Origin of the sequence: Extibacter muris (genome assembly GCF_004345005.1) — a bacterium.
Taxonomy (GTDB): Bacteria; Bacillota; Clostridia; order Lachnospirales; family Lachnospiraceae; genus Extibacter; species Extibacter muris.
On sequence record NZ_SMMX01000004.1, the window covers coordinates 17814 to 34131 of the forward strand.

The window sequence follows — 16318 nt, forward strand, 5'->3', positions numbered from 1 at the left end:
TACGTACCAAATCGTGTTTTGTGGTGTACCCAAGTGGCGGCAGGCCTGTACCAAAAGACAAGGGTATACGACAGCAAGACACCAGATGTAAGGACGAAAAGGGGAGAACCAGGATGAATATACTGATGATTAACGGAACCATGCGGAAGGGGTCCACATATGCGATAGGAAAGATGTTTATAGAAAAGACGGCGTCTGAGGGTGATACGGTGAAAGAACTGTTCCTGCCGAAGGATATGCCCGAATTCTGCCGGGGGTGTGCCGTGTGCATCCGACAGGATGAGAAGAAATGCCCCGATTATCTCATATATATGCGCCGGCTTACGGAGATGATTGACGAGGCGGATCTGCTCGTGTTCACAACTCCGGTTCTTGTATATCACGTAACCGGCCAGCTGAAAGCGTTTCTGGACCACTATGGATACCGGTGGATGGTGCACCGCCCGGAAGCGTCCATGTTCCGGAAGCAGGCCGTGTGCATCACCACGGCAGCCGGAAGCGGCACGAGAAAAACGCTGCGGGACATGACAGACAGCCTGAGATACTGGGGCGTGGCCAGAATATATACTTACGGCATCGCTGTAGGCGGCGGGATAGATGACAGCAGCAGGGAAAAGATAGAGACAGCGGTCAATAATCTTGCTTTGAAGATAGAACATGATACGTCGAAGGTGACGCCGTCACTGCGGGTTAAAGCCTTGTTCCACATCATGAGAATCATGCAGAAAAAGACGGGAACGACAGAAGTGGACAAGAAGTACTGGGAAGAAAAGGGATGGCTTGGAAGAGAACGCCCGTGGAGATAAATAGAATTGTCTGAATTGTTAGGGGTCATACCCCTGTGTCAACAGGGGTATGACCCCTATGAAATTACTCGGCCAATCCTTCCCATTTTATATACAATTCTTCGAGTTCTGTCTGAATGGATGCTTTTTCCGCTGCCAGTTCCTGGCAGTGCACGGAATTGGTATACACCTCTTCTTGTGTCATGAGCGTATCTATCTCGGCGTCCCGTCCTTCCAGACTGCTGATGCGTTCTTCGGTCTTCTTCAAGTCGTTCTGGCGCTTGCGTTCTTTTGCCTGGGCTTCTTTCTGCTCCTGCCAGCTCAGTTTGGATTCGGACACTTCTTCCGGCGCAGCAGGTGCATCGTCCGCCTGTCCGTTTCTTGCATATACCGCAGTCAGTTCCTCTTTCTTCTCCAGATAATAATCATAATTGCCTATATAATTGACAAAGGTCCGGTTGACCAGCTCCAGAATCCTCGTGGCGGTCTCGTTGATGAAGTAACGGTCATGTGACACGTACAGCACGGTGCCGGTGTAATCGTTCAGAGCCTTTTCCAGAATTTCCTTGGAGGTGATGTCCAGATGGTTGGTCGGCTCGTCAAGGATGAGGAAATTCGCTTCCGACAGCATGAGCTTGGCCAGGGAAACGCGCCCCCTCTCACCGCCGCTCAGGTCGCCGATCAGCTTGAACACGTCATCACCTGTGAACAGGAATGCCGCCAGCATATTGCGTATCTGCGTATTGGTGAGATTCGGATAATCGTCGGAGATTTCATCAAAAATAGTCTTCTCCATATGAAGCACATGGTGCTCCTGGTCATAATAGCCGATCTGTACATTCGTTCCCAACGTAAATGTTCCGCTGTCCGCGCCGATCACGTTGTTGAGTATCTTAAGCAGGGTCGTCTTGCCTGTACCGTTATCCCCTATGACAGCCACATGTTCCCCGCGCTTGATGTCAAAGCTTATGTCCGAAAAAAGGTGCTGCGGCGGGAAGGATTTGCTCAGATGCTCTACGCTCAGCACATCATTTCCGCTCACGCAGGAAGGCTCGAGGGAAAGATGTATCTCTGTGCTGGCTTCCTGAGGCTTTTCCACCGGCTGCATCTTGGAAAGCATCTTTTTCCGGCTTTCCGCGCGTTTGATGGATTTTTCCCGGTTGAAAGAGCGCAGCTTTTCAATGACCGCCTCCTGGTGCTTGATTTCCTGCTGCTGGTTCAGGTACTCTTTCAGCTTCGCGTCACGGATCATCTTCTTCTTTTCGGCATACTGGCTGTAATTGCCCATGAAGACGGACAATGCCCCTAGTTCAATCTCAAGGACCTTCGTGACGACCCTGTTCAGGAAATACCGGTCATGGGAGACGATGAGCACCGCTCCCTGATAATTTAAAAGATAGCTCTCCAGCCACGCGATAGAATTGAGGTCAAGGTGGTTGGTAGGCTCATCCAGAAGAAGGATGTCAGGCTTCGTCAGAAGAAGCTTGCCGAGAGAGACCCTCGTTTTCTGCCCCCCGGATAGCGTGTCGACTTTTTTGTCAAAATCTGCCTCGTCAAATCCAAGCCCTTTGAGGACCCCGGCTATCTCGCTTTCGTAGGCATAGCCGTTGGCGCGCTCGAAGGCGGCGGTGAGACGGTTATATGTATCCAGGCGCGCTTTTAAAGCATCCCCTTCGAGATGCTTCAATTCCAGTTCTATCGCACGTATCTGGCGTTCCGTCTCTATGACGTCCGCCTTGGCTGTCTTTACTTCTTCGTAGATAGTGCTGCCGCCCGACATCTTCTGATGCTGCGCGAGATAACCGAGCGTCTTGCCCTTTGTGAGGATGACGTCCCCGGAATCCGCCGAAAGCTCGCCGACTATCATTTTCAATATAGTGGATTTTCCGGCGCCGTTCGGTCCCACGAGGGCAGCTTTTTCATAGTCCTCTATATGAAAAGAAGCATCCCTTACGATGACATCTTCTCCAAATGCTTTATTCATTCCATGACATGCTAGTATCATAACGTCCTCCTGCATCGTCCTGCAGCGCCTCAAAAGCAGGCGCCGTTAACATTCATTATATCGAAAATAGGACAAAATACAACTAAAAGTTTGACTTTGAAGTGACAATTCTATATAATATTTTTTAGAACGTAACAGGAAGGTGAGTGGGCTAGTGGAAGAAAGAGAAATCTCTCAGGCGGTGATTCGGAGGCTGCCAAGATATTACAGATATTTGGGGGAACTGCTGGAAAATGGGGTCGAAAGAATATCATCCAATGATTTGAGCAAGAGAATGAAAGTTACAGCATCCCAGATTCGTCAGGACCTCAACAATTTTGGCGGGTTCGGCCAACAGGGATATGGCTATAATGTAAAGTATCTATATACAGAAATAGGAAAGATCCTCGGTCTGGAAGAAAATCACAATATCGTCATCATCGGAGCCGGTAATCTTGGACAGGCGCTTGCGAATTACGCTGCATTTGAAAAACGGGGCTTTATCTTGAAAGGCATCTTTGATGTGAATCCCAGGTTGAACGGAGTTTCAATCAGAGGCGTGCCGATTCGTATGATGGATGAGCTGAAAGACTTTGTCCAGAATAACAATGTCGAGATTGCCGTCTTGACCATCCCGAAGGACAAGGCGATTGAAGTCGCAAATCTCCTGGTAGATAATGGAGTAAGGGCAATCTGGAACTTTGCACATACGGATCTGAACCTGCCGGACCACATTATCGTCGAAAATGTTCACCTTATCGAGAGTCTTATGAGGCTTTCCTATAATATAAGCCGTTATAACGAAGAACATAGCGATAAAAAATAAAGAAGTATAAAAACGTGTAATGATGGGCATGTGCAGAACAGGCTTGTCTTTACACGTTCTTTTATATACCGGAACTTTTCGCAGACGAGAAAAGACCGGCAAAATAACAGGAGGTGAGAGGTATGAAATATCTGCTGAATGCATCCCAGATGAAGCGTGCGGACCAGTATACGATCGAGCGGCTTCTGATTCCTCCATCAGAACTGATGGAACGTGCCGCGGCGGCATGCGTGGCCTACATGGAAGACAGCAGGCTGGATCTGTCAGAGGCATGTGTCGTATGCGGAACCGGCAACAACGGAGGAGACGGCTTTGCCATCGCAAGGCTGCTTGCGGAAAAAGGGCATAACGTCAGAGCTGTTCTCGCTGGGGACGAAGGACAGTGTTCCAGAGAGACGAAGGAACAGATAAAGCATCTGCGGCAGGCTGGAACTGAGATTGCCACAGATTATGCGGAAGGCCGGTACAGTATCATCGTGGACGCATTGTTTGGCGTCGGGCTAAACCGTAATCTCGAAGGGCGATACAGGGAACTCGTTGAAGCCATGAACCGCTCAGAGGGATACCGGCTGGCCGTAGACATTCCGTCCGGCGTGTGTGCGGACAGCGGCTCCGTCATGGGGACAGCTTTCCGGGCAGACGCAACAGTGACATTCCAGGAGATGAAGCTTGGGCTTGAATTCTATCCGGGAAAAGAATATGCGGGGCAAGTAGTGACTGCCGATATCGGAATAGATGCATCAGAGGTCAAGAAAGAGAGCGGTACGGCCTTTACATATGAAGGAAGCGATTACAGGCGCCTCCTTCCGGAGCGCAGAGCCGATTCTAATAAGGGGACGTATGGGAAGGTGCTCATCATCGCAGGGAGCAGGGGCATGTCCGGAGCCGCTTTCCTGAACGCAAAGGCGGCTTATACAGTGGGAGCAGGGCTCGTACAGATATATACGTCGGAAGACAACCGCGTCATTCTACAGACGCTTCTGCCGGAGGCTGTTATCAAGACATATGACTTTTACGATGAAGTCGAACTGCTCAAGCTGCTGAACCGGGCAGACGTAGTAAGCGTAGGTTCCGGAATCGGAACGAGCGACAAGTCGAGGAAGATACTCAGGACGGTGATAGAAAATGTAGAAGTACCATGCGTGATAGACGCGGACGGGCTGAATCTGATTGCAGACCACAAGAAATATCTTGACCGGCTGCGTCATGAGAACTTTATCTTCACGCCGCATATGAAAGAAATGTCCCGTATGACAGGGAAGGGCATCCCGGAACTCAGGTCGCAGAGGATGCGGATTCTGCGGGAATTTGCAGAAGAGTACAGCGTCACCTGCGTGCTGAAGGACGCACGGACAGTCGTGATGTCGGCGGGCAGGCAGCCGTATGTGAATCTGTCAGGCAATGCATCCATGGCGAAAGCAGGTTCCGGCGATGTGCTCGCCGGTGTGATAGCGGGCTTGCTGTCACAAGGGCTCGGACTCAGGGAAGCGGCAGAGCTTGGAACGTATCTTCACGGCCGGGCAGGGGAACTTGCATGTCTGGATAAGGGAAGCTACAGCGTCATGGCATCTGATTTGATCGAGTATGCCGGCCGGGCAATGAAAGAACAGGAGGACAGATAGATGAAAGCATATAGCAGAGTGTGTGCCAGGATAGACCTGGATGCAGTGGAATATAATATAGAGATGATGAGGAACAATGTCAGAGAAGGGGCTAAGATGCTCGGTGTCGTGAAGACGGACGGCTATGGGCATGGAGCGGTGCAGATAGCAAAAATGCTCTCTCCGAAAGACTATATGTGGGGATTCGCGGTCGCGACGCTTGACGAAGCTTTAGTACTGCGCCGTGCAGGAATTGAAAAGCCATTGCTTGTACTGGGCTGCATCTTTGCGGATCAGCGGGAGGAAATGATAAAATACGACATCCGCATGACATTGTATACGGAAGAAATGGCCCGTGAGGTATCTGAACTTGCGGTCAAAATGGGAAAGCAGGCATATATTCATATTAAGCTGGATACAGGGATGTCAAGACTTGGATTTATGATTGAAGAAGAGACGGCGGAAATCATCGAGCGTATAAGCAAGATGCCAAACCTGGCTATGGAAGGAATGTACACACATTTTGCGAAAGCGGATGAGATAGATAAGTCTTTTACCGAAAAACAGATCAAGAACTATGTGTGGATGAAAGAGACCCTTGCACTAAGAGGGGTGACATTCCAGTATTACCACTGCTCGAACAGTGCGGGAATCATCGATGTGCCGGAGGCGAACATGGATCTGGTCCGTGCCGGCATCTCTACCTATGGCCTGTATCCGTCTGAGGAAGTACACAAGGAAAATGTCCCGCTGAAACCGGCCATGGAGCTTATCAGCCATGTGGCACACGTAAAGTGGGTAGAGGCAGGCACCCCGGTGAGCTACGGCGGCACATATATTACAGACAGGAAGACGAAGATAGCCACGGTACCGGTAGGGTATGGAGACGGATATCCAAGAAGCCTCTCCAATAAGGGATATGTCCTGATTCATGGGAAGAAGGCACCTATTCTCGGCCGTGTATGCATGGACCAGTTTATGGTTGATGCGACGGAGATAGATGATGTGAAGTATGCAGATAAAGTAACACTGGTAGGAAATGACGGAGATGAGAAGCTTCCGGTAGAAGCCTTAAGCGGGCTTTCCGGAAGATTCAACTATGAATTCGTATGTGACCTTGGTAAGAGAATTCCAAGAGAGTTCATCCGTCAAGGCGATATCGTAGAACAGATGGATTATTTCGCATAATTCCCGGTATTACTGCAGCTCTATAGAATACATTTGAAAAAGATGGAAATACTAATTTTATCTTAAGAAAATGGAGTGTGAAATAGAGTGCAGGTTAGACGAGGAGATATATATTATGCGGACCTTAGCCCGGTGGTCGGTTCAGAGCAGGGTGGCATCAGGCCGGTATTGATCATACAGAACGACGTAGGGAACAAACACAGCCCGACCGTCATCTGTGCCGCTATAACATCTAAGATGAACAAGGCGAAGCTGCCTACGCACGTAGAGATTGATGCAAAGAAATACCAGATCGTGAAGAATTCGGTCATATTGCTGGAACAGGTGAGAACCATCGACAAACAGAGGCTCAAGGATTTGGTATGCCACCTTGACAAACAGATAATGAACAAAGTAGATGAGGCGCTGAAGATCAGCTTCGAGCTTCATACATAGTAGAAGGAGTATAGAAAAGCAGTTATGGAAGAAGGCAGTTTGTTTCAGAGGATGAAACAGATATTTCAGATCAAAGAGGACGTCGAGGATGAAGGTGTCTGGAAGGAAGCGGCGGAATTGATCCGCAATATATTCCGCTATATGGATAAAGATGCAAAGGACATCATGACACACCGGAAGAATATCGTGGCGATTGACGGGAATGAGAAGCTTGCAGATGCGCTTAAGTTCATGCTTGATGAAAGCTATTCCCGTTTCCCGATATATGAAGAAGGTATCGACGAGATTATCGGTACGATACACCTCCGGGAAGCGATGACATGCTATTTCAATGAGGACCTGCGTCAGGTACCGGTGAGGCAGCTTGGCGACTACATAAGGCCGGTGGCATTTATCCCGGAGACAAAGAGTATTGATACGCTGTTCAAGGAGATGCAGGCCGAGAAGAACCACATTGCAATCGTGCTGGATGAATATGGACAGACATCAGGCCTCGTAGCGATGGAAGATATACTGGAAGAAATCGTCGGCAATATCCTTGACGAATATGACGAAGAAGAGGAGCTGATCGAGATAGCCCCGGACGGAAGCTGCACCGCCAGCGGCATGACGGATCTGGAGGACCTGGAGGATATGCTGCCACTGACCTTTGAAAAGGAAGAGTATGAGACGCTCAATGGTTTTCTTGTGGACCAGCTTGACAGGATCCCGTCCGAAGAGGAGACATGTATCATCGAATACGGCGGATACCGCTTTACCGTTCTTTCCGTAGATAATAATACAATCGAAAGAGTTAAGATTGAAAAACTGAAGGAAGAGTGCTAGAATAGAAAAAGTGCGGGAAACAGCGATAAGATAAGGTATAAGGAGAGATTTAGAACATGTCAGGACATTCAAAATTTGCAAATATTAAGCATAAGAAAGAAAAAAATGATGCCGCCAAAGGCAAGATATTCACGAAGATCGGGAAGGAACTTGCCGTGGCGGTTAAAGAAGGCGGAAGTGCCGATCCGGCCAACAACAGCCGCCTGCGCGATGTCATAGCCAAGGCGAAGGCCAACAATATGCCGAATGACACGATTGACCGGAATATCAAGAAGGCGGATGGTGACGCGAATGCCGCCAATTATGAATATATTACATATGAAGGCTACGGGCCGAACGGAACAGCCATTATCGTCGAAGCTCTGACAGATAACCGGAACAGGACCGCAACGAACGTAAAGAACGCATTTACAAAAGGAAGCGGCAATGTCGGGACTCCGGGCTGCGTGTCCTTCATGTTCGACAAAAAGGGACAGATCATCGTATCCAAAGAAGAATATGAAGGTGACGCGGACGATCTTATGATGCAGGCGCTTGACGCAGGAGCAGAAGATTTTACCGAGGAAGAAGACAGCTACGAGATTACCACCTCCCCGGAAGACTTCAGCACGGTCCGCCAGGCGATGGAAGAGGCCGGCATCCCCATGGCCGCAGCAGAAGTGACGATGATTCCACAGACATACGTAGAGCTCATCGATCCGAAAGATATCCAGAACATCCAGAAGACACTGGACATGCTGGACGATGACGACGACGTACAAGACGTATACCACAACTGGGACGAATAACTGTGCGGGGACGAATAACAATGCTTGCTTGCAAGGGCATTGCCAGAGAGGAGACTTATGGAACAGACAAAGCAGGAACTAATCCAGCTCTTTGAAGAGATGCTGACGCAGATCAAACATTTTAAACGCAAGACATATGAAGGCATATTCAAGGATGGTTATGACAAGTTCAAGGGCACGGTTGCGGATATCGCCCGCCTGTGCGAGGAAGCTCCGGAGGAGGAGAAAGAATCCGTAGCTGAGGACCTTGCCCATGTCATCCCTGACTACGCAATCGTTAAGATGCAGGGCCTGTCAAAGAGCAGAAAAGAGAGGAATTCCGTAGACTACAATATGAATATGGCAGTCTACGTTGTACCGATGATTACATATACCCATAACGAGTATTGCGAAAAGGTGGCGTCACGTATGGTGGAAGTGTGGAATGAAAAACATGTCACGTCGCTGACCCTTGGCCAATCAAGCTATGATGACATTGCCGGTGGCTTCAAAAAAGGCTTCTGCTTTATCACGACAGCAGTCTGCGAACGGCAGGACAAGCCGGACGACTGTTATGAGCTGACGACGCTGCGCGCATACAGGGACGCATACCTTATGGGCACAGAGGACGGACGGGCGCTCGTGGATGAGTATTATGATATCGCGCCTGGAATCGTCCAGATTATCAATATGCAGAAGGACGCTGATGAAATATACGAGGAACTGTACAAGATCTGTCTCGCCCCATGCATCAGCTATATCGAGGCCGGAGAAGAGGAGCAGTGCAAGGAGCTGTATACACGCATGGTCCGGAATCTGCAGAAAAAATACTTATATTCATAGGAGGGCTTGTATGAGCAATTACAAAATGGAAACAAAATGTATCCAGTCAGGATATCAGCCTGGAAACGGGGAGCCCAGAATTCTGCCGATATACCAGAGCACCACATTTAAGTATGACAACAGCGAGCAGATGGGACGTCTGTTCGACCTGGAGGAGTCCGGCTATTTCTATACAAGACTTCAGAATCCGACCAACGATGCGGTGGCAGCTAAGATCTGCGATATGGAGGGCGGCGTGGCTGCAATGCTTACGTCCTCTGGACAGGCAGCCAGCTTTTACGCTATCATGAATATCGTAGAGGTGGGAGACCATATCGTATGTGCCTCTGCACTCTACGGAGGTACATATAACCTGTATGCCCACACGATTAAGAAGATGGGGGTGGACGCCACATTCGTGGATCCGGACTGTACGGAGGAAGAGCTTGACGCGGCTTTCACGGACAGAACGAAAGCCGTATTCGGAGAGACGATAGCCAATCCCGCCCTTGTAGTCCTGGATTTTGAGAAGTTCGCCAAAGCCGCACATGCGCATGGAGTACCGTTCATCGTAGACAATACATTCGCAACGCCCGTCAACTGCCGTCCTTTTGAATGGGGAGCGGATATCGTCACCCATTCCACGACCAAGTATATGGACGGACATGCCACAAGCGTGGGCGGTGCCATCGTGGACAGCGGCAATTTCGACTGGGCGGCCCATGCTGACAAGTTTCCGGGACTTACAACTCCGGATGAGACCTATCATGGTATCGTATATACGGAACGGTTCGGCAAAGGCGCATATATCACGAAGGCAACCGCACAGCTCATGAGAGATCTTGGCTCCATTCAGGCGCCACAGAATGCATTTCTGCTCAATATCGGCCTGGAGACGCTGGCTCTTCGCATGGAACGGCACTGCCAGAACGCGCTCGCCGCAGCAAGGTATCTTCAAGATCATGAGAAGGTCGCCTGGGTAAGCTGTCCTGCACTGCCGGGAGATAAGTACCATGAGCTTGCTCAGAAGTATATGCCGGGCGGCACATGCGGCGTCATAACCTTTGGCCTGAAAGAAGGTAGAGACGCGGCGGTAAGGATGATGGACAGCCTTGATATGATTGCCATAGTGACACATGTTGCAGACGCGAGAAGCTGCGTGCTGCATCCGGCCAGCCACACGCACCGGCAGATGAACGAGCAGGAGCTTATGGAAGCAGGCGTCCAGCCGGATCTGATTCGCTTCAGCGTCGGAATAGAGAACATCGATGACATCATCGCCGATCTGGAACAGGCGTTAAGGCAAGTATAAAATCAGCAATACACCTCCATACTATTAAAAATGGTATGGAGGTGTTATTTTAATGGCAGATCAAGACAAAGAAGAACAGAAGAATAATCAGATCAAAGAGATGGGAAGCGCAGATTTGGATGGAAGCAGAAGCAGCCACCGCATCAAGCTGCTTACGATTATCGGAGAGATAGAGGGGCATGAGGCCGCATCGGGCAATACGAAGGCTACGAAGTACGAACATCTGCTGCCGATGCTGGCAGAAGTGGAGGACAATGAAGAGATAGAAGGCATGCTCATACTGCTCAATACGCTCGGCGGTGATGTGGAGGCAGGCCTCTCTATTGCGGAGATGATTTCGTCACTCAGCAAACCGACCGTATCGCTCGTGCTTGGGGGCAGCCATTCTATCGGCGGACCGCTGGCAGTGTCGGCACAGTATTCATTCATCGTGCCGAGCGGGACGATGATCATACATCCGGTCCGCTCCAGCGGTATGTTCATAGGAGTGGAACAGAGCCTGCGGAACATGCTCCGCACACAGGACAGGATCACCCGGTTTCTTTCAGATCATTCCAACATGACCCAGGAACGAATCGAGAAGCTGATGCTGAATCCGACAGAGCTTGTGAAAGATGTCGGCACGCTGCTCGAGGGAGAGGACGCCGTGAAGGAAGGGCTCATAGACGAGGTCGGCGGCATGAGCCAGGCGTTGCATAAATTGCACGAAATGATAGACGAAGAGCGCAGGAAAAAGCACGAAAATATGTAATGACAGCCCTTTTTAAAGATGCTATACTATAGATAGTATGTGCCAATAAATAAGGGGGAACTATTATGGCTGCAAAGTCAAAAAAGAGGAAGAATACGCGGCAGACAAAGAAAAAAAGCAGCGAACAGAGTTTCGTGAGGGATGAAATCATCATCTGGTCGACACTTGCCGTCAGCATCCTGATTCTGATCAGTAATTTTGGAACGGGCGGATTCGTGGGAGCGGCCATTTCATCATTTCTAATAGATGTATTTGGATGGGCGGCATATGTAATCCCATTTGTCCTGTTTGGATTTGTTGCCTTTATTGTATCCAATAAAGGCAATTTTGCCGCATACATGAAGGCGGCTACGGGGCTTGTGCTGCTTGTCCTTGCATGTGTGCTGCTTCACCTGATAGACGGCAGAGGGGGAGAGCTCGGGGAGGTGCTTGCGGGAGCTCTCGTGCCGGCCATCGGAACAGCAGGTACATATGTCGTCGATATTATACTGATGATTATCTGCATCGTAATCATAACCGGTAAGTCAGCGCTTAAAGGGGTAAAGAAGCAAAGTGACAGAGCGTATGACAAGGCCAGAAGAGATGCGCAGAAGAGGCGGGAGCAGGCGGAAGAGAGAAGAGCGGAAAGAGACCTGAAGCGCAGCGGGCGCCAGGAGGAGACAAAACGGTCGGCTCATCATGTGGAAGGAGTATCTTTTGATACTACGATAGCTAAAAAATCACCGGAAGTCAAAGAGCTGACGGCGCCGCCGTCCGATGATCCGCTCCAGGGGCATGCAGAAGAACCGCAGTTCGTCATTAACCGCGGCGAGATGCCGAAGCCGGCAGAGCTGCAGGAAGAAGCGCTGCCTGGGACGGCAGAAGAGGCTTTGGTTCCGGACAGGCCTGCACATATGGCAGAGAAGAGAAATGACAAGGCCGGCATAGCCGCCGAGGCTGCCGGAGTAGCCGCCAGCGTCGCCGCTGCCGAGGCCAGGCCTAAGAAGGCATATAAGTACCCGCCGATCTCCCTTTTGACGAAGGGGAAGAAGAACGCAGGAGAGTCGGATGCAGCGCTGCGCGAGACAGCGATGAAGCTTCAGCGGACGCTTCAGAACTTTGGAGTCAATGTGACAGTTACGAATGTAAGCTGTGGACCTGCTGTCACCCGGTATGAGCTCCAGCCGGAGATGGGTGTCAAGGTGAGCAAGATCGTGGGGCTGGCGGACGACATCAAGCTGAACCTGGCCGCTGCGGATATCAGAATTGAGGCCCCGATACCAGGGAAAGCCGCCGTGGGAATCGAGGTTCCGAACAAGGAGAATGCTGCTGTCATGCTGAGAGACCTGCTGGAGACGGCAGAATTTAAAAACAGCGCGTCGAAGCTTTCTTTTGCTGCAGGTAAGGACATCGGCGGCAAAGCGGTCGTCACAGATATTGCAAGGATGCCACATCTCCTCGTGGCTGGTGCTACAGGTTCCGGAAAGTCGGTGTGTATCAATACGCTCATCATGAGCATCCTGTACAAAGCTGCACCGGATGAAGTGAAGCTGATCATGGTGGATCCTAAGGTTGTTGAACTCAGTGTATACAACGGCATTCCCCACCTTATGATTCCGGTGGTCACAGATCCGAAGAAGGCGGCAGGTGCCCTGAACTGGGCTGTTGCTGAGATGGAGCGGCGGTATAAGGCGTTTGCAGAATACAATGTGAGAGATATCAGAGGGTACAACGGCAAAGTTCCTGAGATGCCTGAGATAGACGGCAGGAAGCCGGAGAAAATGCCTCAGATAGTTATCATCGTGGACGAGCTGGCAGACCTGATGATGGTCGCGCCGGGAGAAGTAGAGGAAGCCATCTGCCGTCTCGCACAGCTTGCGAGGGCGGCGGGAATCCATCTTGTCATCGCCACCCAGAGGCCGTCTGTCAACGTTATCACAGGTCTTATAAAGGCTAATATGCCTTCCAGGATTGCGTTTTCAGTGTCTTCCGGCGTAGACTCCCGGACTATCATAGATATGAATGGCGCTGAGAAGCTGCTCGGCAAAGGGGACATGCTCTTTTATCCTTCCGGTTACCAGAAGCCGGCCAGAGTGCAGGGAGCCTTTGTATCGGATAAGGAAGTGCAGAGCGTCGTTGATTATCTGAAAATCCACAACGGAGACGCCGCGTACAGCGAAGAGATAGAGAACCATGTCAATACGAGCGCGGCCGGAGGCTATGCGGGAGCCGGTGCATCGGAGGGAGATGACCGCGACACGTATTTTGTAGAGGCGGCCCGCCTCATCATAGAGAAGGAAAAGGCATCCATCGGCATGCTCCAGCGGACATTTAAAATCGGATTCAACAGGGCCGCACGCATCATGGACCAGCTGTGCGAGGCAGGCGTCGTAGGGGGAGAAGAAGGTACCAAGCCGAGGAAGATCCTTATGACGGCCGACGAATTTGAACGCTATATGGAAGAGTAAGCTTACAGAATCAAGTGGAAAGGAAATGGTTGACAAATGAAGACAGATATTCAGATTGCACAGGAAGCGAACATGGCACATATCAAAGATGTTGCCGCAAAAGTGGGGATTACAGAGGATGAGCTGGAGTTTTACGGCAAGTATAAAGCGAAGCTGTCCGACGACGTGTGGGAAAAAGTAAAGGACAGGCCGGATGGAAAGCTTGTGCTTGTCACTGCGATAAATCCTACGCCGGCCGGAGAAGGGAAGACGACGACGACGGTAGGCCTCGGCGAGGCGATGGCGAGGCTTGATAAGAAGGCGATTATCGCGCTTCGGGAACCATCCCTTGGCCCCTGCTTTGGCATCAAAGGCGGAGCGGCCGGTGGAGGATATGCACAGGTCGTGCCTATGGAAGACCTGAACCTGCACTTTACAGGAGATTTCCATGCAATCACTTCCGCCAACAATCTGCTGGCAGCACTTCTGGACAATCATATACAGCAGGGGAATGCGCTTCAGATCGATCCCCGGCAGGTAGTGTGGAAGAGATGTCTCGACATGAACGACAGGAGCCTGCGCAATATCGTGGTCGGGCTCGGAAGCAAGATGGACGGCATGGTAAGGGAAGACCATTTTGTAATTACAGTAGCTTCTGAAATCATGGCAATCCTCTGCCTGGCGGATGATATACATGATCTGAAGGACAGGCTTGGAAGAATCATCGTGGCTTACAATTTTGCCGGCGACCCCGTAACTGCTGATGATCTGGAGGCTACCGGTGCCATGACCGCGCTTTTGAAAGATGCTATCAAGCCAAATCTGATCCAGACGCTGGAACAAACGCCTGCGCTTGTCCACGGAGGACCTTTTGCGAATATCGCGCACGGCTGCAACAGCGTGCGGGCGACGAAGATGGCTCTGAAGCTGAGCGATATCACCATAACGGAGGCAGGCTTTGGGGCTGATCTCGGAGCAGAGAAATTCCTCGATATCAAGTGCAGAAAAGCAGGTTTTAAACCAGATGCGGTTGTTTTGGTTGCAACTGTGCGTGCTTTGAAGTATAATGGTGGAGTTGCGAAAAATGATTTGGCAAAAGAGAATATAGAAGCCCTGAAAAAGGGAATCGTAAATCTTGAGAAACATATTGAAAACATTCAGAAATATGACATTCCTGTAGTTGTCACACTGAACTCATTTATCACGGATACTGATGCGGAAAACGAGCTTATCCGTAATTTCTGTGAAGAGAAGGGCTGTGAGTTCGCTTTGTCGGAAGTATGGGAAAAAGGCGGGGAAGGCGGCATCGCCCTTGCCGAAAAGGTGCTCGATACGCTGGAGAACAAGAAGAGCCGGTTCCATACGCTGTATGAGGACGCGCTGTCTCTGGAAGAGAAGATTGAGACGATATCAAGAGAAATCTATGGGGCAAGGGGTGTCGTATACGAACCGGCCGCGCAGAAGCAGCTCGCCAAGATAACGTCCATGGGATTCGGGGAGCTGCCTGTCTGCATGGCAAAGAACCAGTATTCCCTGTCCGATGATGCCAAGAAGCTCGGCCGTCCGACTGATTTTGACATACATATCAGAGAAGTGTATGTCAGTGCAGGGGCAGGATTTGTCGTAGCGCTGACAGGAGCGGTCATGACGATGCCGGGACTTCCGAAGGTACCGGCGGCAAACGGCATCGATGTGTCAGAGGAAGGCAATATAGTAGGATTATTTTAAGGAGTTAAGAAGATATGGCCATGTTAATTGACGGGAAAGCGATTTCCGCACAGATAAAGGATGAATTAAAAGAGGAAGCGGCGCATCTGGCCGCAGAGGGCAGACATGTCTGCCTAGCGGTCATCCAGGTCGGCAGCGATCCGGCATCCTCCATATATGTCGGAAATAAGAAAAAGGCATGTGACTATGTTGGGATCGAATCAGAGTCATATGAGCTAGAAGAGCATACTTCAGAACAAGAGCTGCTCTCCCTGATTGACAGGCTGAACGGGGACGATAAGGTAGATGGGATACTGGTACAGCTGCCTTTACCCGGGCATATTGATGAAGATTCGGTAATCCGTGCCATACATCCGGATAAAGATGTGGATGGATTTCACCCGGAGAGCGCGGGAAGGCTCTGTATCGGCGAAAAAGGATTTGTACCTTGTACGCCGGCGGGCATCATCCAGCTGCTGAAGCGTTCCGGGATAGAGATAGAAGGAAAGGAGTGCGTCGTTGTCGGCCGGAGCAATATCGTTGGAAAGCCTATGGCTTTGCTGCTGCTGAGGGAAAACGGGACCGTGACAGTGGCGCATTCCAGGACAAGAGATTTGAGGGAAGTGACAAAGAGGGCGGATATACTGGTAGCTGCAGTTGGGAAACCGAAGTTTATAACAGCGGAGTATATAAAAGAGGGGGCAGTCGTCATTGATGTCGGAATACACAGGAACGAAGACAATAAGCTGTGCGGAGATGTGGACTTTGACGATGTAAAAGAGAAAGCGGCGGCAATCACACCAGTTCCAGGAGGAGTTGGGCCGATGACAATTGCCATGTTGATGAGCAATTGTGTTGAGGCTGCAAGGAAGTAGGAGGTTAACGTAGA

At 50.4% G+C, this 16318-nt stretch carries 14 protein-coding genes; 13 read left to right on the forward strand and 1 reads right to left on the reverse strand.

Going from position 1 to position 16318, the window contains the following annotated elements; genetic code table 11:
• Nucleotides 1-113 precede the first annotated feature (113 nt).
• Nucleotides 114-806 (forward strand): flavodoxin family protein, encoded by a 693-nt coding sequence (locus E1963_RS05555; RefSeq protein WP_132276157.1) that lies wholly within the window; start codon nt 114-116, stop codon nt 804-806.
• Between the two features lie 64 nt (nt 807-870).
• On the opposite strand, the gene abc-f is transcribed toward E1963_RS05555, so the two are convergent.
• Nucleotides 871-2790 (reverse strand): ribosomal protection-like ABC-F family protein, encoded by a 1920-nt coding sequence (gene abc-f, locus E1963_RS05560; protein ID WP_132276159.1) that lies wholly within the window; start codon nt 2788-2790, stop codon nt 871-873.
• A gap of 154 nt (nt 2791-2944) precedes the next feature.
• Between abc-f and E1963_RS05565 the strand changes: the two genes are divergently transcribed.
• From E1963_RS05565 to folD, 12 genes are all read left to right on the forward strand, one after another.
• A complete protein-coding gene (locus E1963_RS05565; RefSeq protein ID WP_066576019.1) occupies nt 2945-3595 on the forward strand; it encodes a redox-sensing transcriptional repressor Rex in 651 nt (216 codons plus the stop codon).
• Between the two features lie 122 nt (nt 3596-3717).
• Nucleotides 3718-5217 carry an NAD(P)H-hydrate dehydratase gene (locus E1963_RS05570; RefSeq protein ID WP_132276161.1) on the forward strand — a complete coding sequence of 500 codons (1500 nt, stop codon included), beginning with the start codon at nt 3718-3720 and terminating at the stop codon, nt 5215-5217.
• The gene (gene alr / locus E1963_RS05575) at nt 5218-6384 is read left to right on the forward strand and encodes an alanine racemase (RefSeq protein WP_132276163.1); all 1167 of its coding nucleotides are present in this window, start codon (nt 5218-5220) and stop codon (nt 6382-6384) included.
• Nucleotides 6385-6471: 87 nt separating this feature from the next.
• On the forward strand, nt 6472-6819 hold the full coding sequence (locus E1963_RS05580; protein ID WP_049728041.1) for a type II toxin-antitoxin system PemK/MazF family toxin: 348 nt from the start codon (nt 6472-6474) through the stop codon (nt 6817-6819).
• Nucleotides 6820-6843: 24 nt separating this feature from the next.
• Nucleotides 6844-7644 carry a hemolysin family protein gene (locus tag E1963_RS05585; protein WP_132276165.1) on the forward strand — a complete coding sequence of 267 codons (801 nt, stop codon included), beginning with the start codon at nt 6844-6846 and terminating at the stop codon, nt 7642-7644.
• A 56-nt stretch (nt 7645-7700) separates the two neighbouring features.
• Nucleotides 7701-8432, forward strand: coding sequence for a YebC/PmpR family DNA-binding transcriptional regulator (locus tag E1963_RS05590; protein WP_132276167.1), 732 nt, complete (start codon nt 7701-7703; stop codon nt 8430-8432).
• A gap of 57 nt (nt 8433-8489) precedes the next feature.
• Nucleotides 8490-9254, forward strand: coding sequence for a CFI-box-CTERM domain-containing protein (locus tag E1963_RS05595; RefSeq protein ID WP_132276169.1), 765 nt, complete (start codon nt 8490-8492; stop codon nt 9252-9254).
• A 10-nt stretch (nt 9255-9264) separates the two neighbouring features.
• The gene (locus tag E1963_RS05600) at nt 9265-10545 is read left to right on the forward strand and encodes an O-acetylhomoserine aminocarboxypropyltransferase/cysteine synthase family protein (RefSeq protein WP_132276171.1); all 1281 of its coding nucleotides are present in this window, start codon (nt 9265-9267) and stop codon (nt 10543-10545) included.
• A gap of 52 nt (nt 10546-10597) precedes the next feature.
• A complete protein-coding gene (locus tag E1963_RS05605) occupies nt 10598-11296 on the forward strand; it encodes a ClpP family protease (RefSeq protein WP_132276173.1) in 699 nt (232 codons plus the stop codon).
• Nucleotides 11297-11361: 65 nt separating this feature from the next.
• The gene (locus E1963_RS05610) at nt 11362-13743 is read left to right on the forward strand and encodes a DNA translocase FtsK (RefSeq protein WP_132276175.1); all 2382 of its coding nucleotides are present in this window, start codon (nt 11362-11364) and stop codon (nt 13741-13743) included.
• A 36-nt stretch (nt 13744-13779) separates the two neighbouring features.
• Nucleotides 13780-15450: a formate--tetrahydrofolate ligase gene (locus tag E1963_RS05615; protein WP_132276177.1), complete on the forward strand. Its 1671-nt coding sequence runs from the start codon at nt 13780-13782 to the stop codon at nt 15448-15450.
• A gap of 14 nt (nt 15451-15464) precedes the next feature.
• On the forward strand, nt 15465-16304 hold the full coding sequence (gene folD / locus E1963_RS05620) for a bifunctional methylenetetrahydrofolate dehydrogenase/methenyltetrahydrofolate cyclohydrolase FolD (protein ID WP_132276179.1): 840 nt from the start codon (nt 15465-15467) through the stop codon (nt 16302-16304).
• The last annotated feature ends 14 nt before the right edge of the window (nt 16305-16318 follow it).

What these genes read in the sequence shown, in the direction of transcription:
- alr (WP_132276163.1), top strand. Translation starts at nt 5,218, where the DNA reads ATGAAAGCATATAGCAGAGTGTGTGCCAGGATAGACCTGGATGCAGTG.
- E1963_RS05615 (WP_132276177.1), top strand. Translation starts at nt 13,780, where the DNA reads ATGAAGACAGATATTCAGATTGCACAGGAAGCGAACATGGCACATATC.
- folD (WP_132276179.1), top strand. Translation starts at nt 15,465, where the DNA reads ATGGCCATGTTAATTGACGGGAAAGCGATTTCCGCACAGATAAAGGAT.
- abc-f (WP_132276159.1), bottom strand. Translation starts at nt 2,790, where the DNA reads ATGATACTAGCATGTCATGGAATGAATAAAGCATTTGGAGAAGATGTC.
- E1963_RS05610 (WP_132276175.1), top strand. Translation starts at nt 11,362, where the DNA reads ATGGCTGCAAAGTCAAAAAAGAGGAAGAATACGCGGCAGACAAAGAAA.
- E1963_RS05595 (WP_132276169.1), top strand. Translation starts at nt 8,490, where the DNA reads ATGGAACAGACAAAGCAGGAACTAATCCAGCTCTTTGAAGAGATGCTG.
- E1963_RS05585 (WP_132276165.1), top strand. Translation starts at nt 6,844, where the DNA reads ATGGAAGAAGGCAGTTTGTTTCAGAGGATGAAACAGATATTTCAGATC.
- E1963_RS05570 (WP_132276161.1), top strand. Translation starts at nt 3,718, where the DNA reads ATGAAATATCTGCTGAATGCATCCCAGATGAAGCGTGCGGACCAGTAT.
- E1963_RS05590 (WP_132276167.1), top strand. Translation starts at nt 7,701, where the DNA reads ATGTCAGGACATTCAAAATTTGCAAATATTAAGCATAAGAAAGAAAAA.
- E1963_RS05605 (WP_132276173.1), top strand. Translation starts at nt 10,598, where the DNA reads ATGGCAGATCAAGACAAAGAAGAACAGAAGAATAATCAGATCAAAGAG.
- E1963_RS05600 (WP_132276171.1), top strand. Translation starts at nt 9,265, where the DNA reads ATGAGCAATTACAAAATGGAAACAAAATGTATCCAGTCAGGATATCAG.
- E1963_RS05555 (WP_132276157.1), top strand. Translation starts at nt 114, where the DNA reads ATGAATATACTGATGATTAACGGAACCATGCGGAAGGGGTCCACATAT.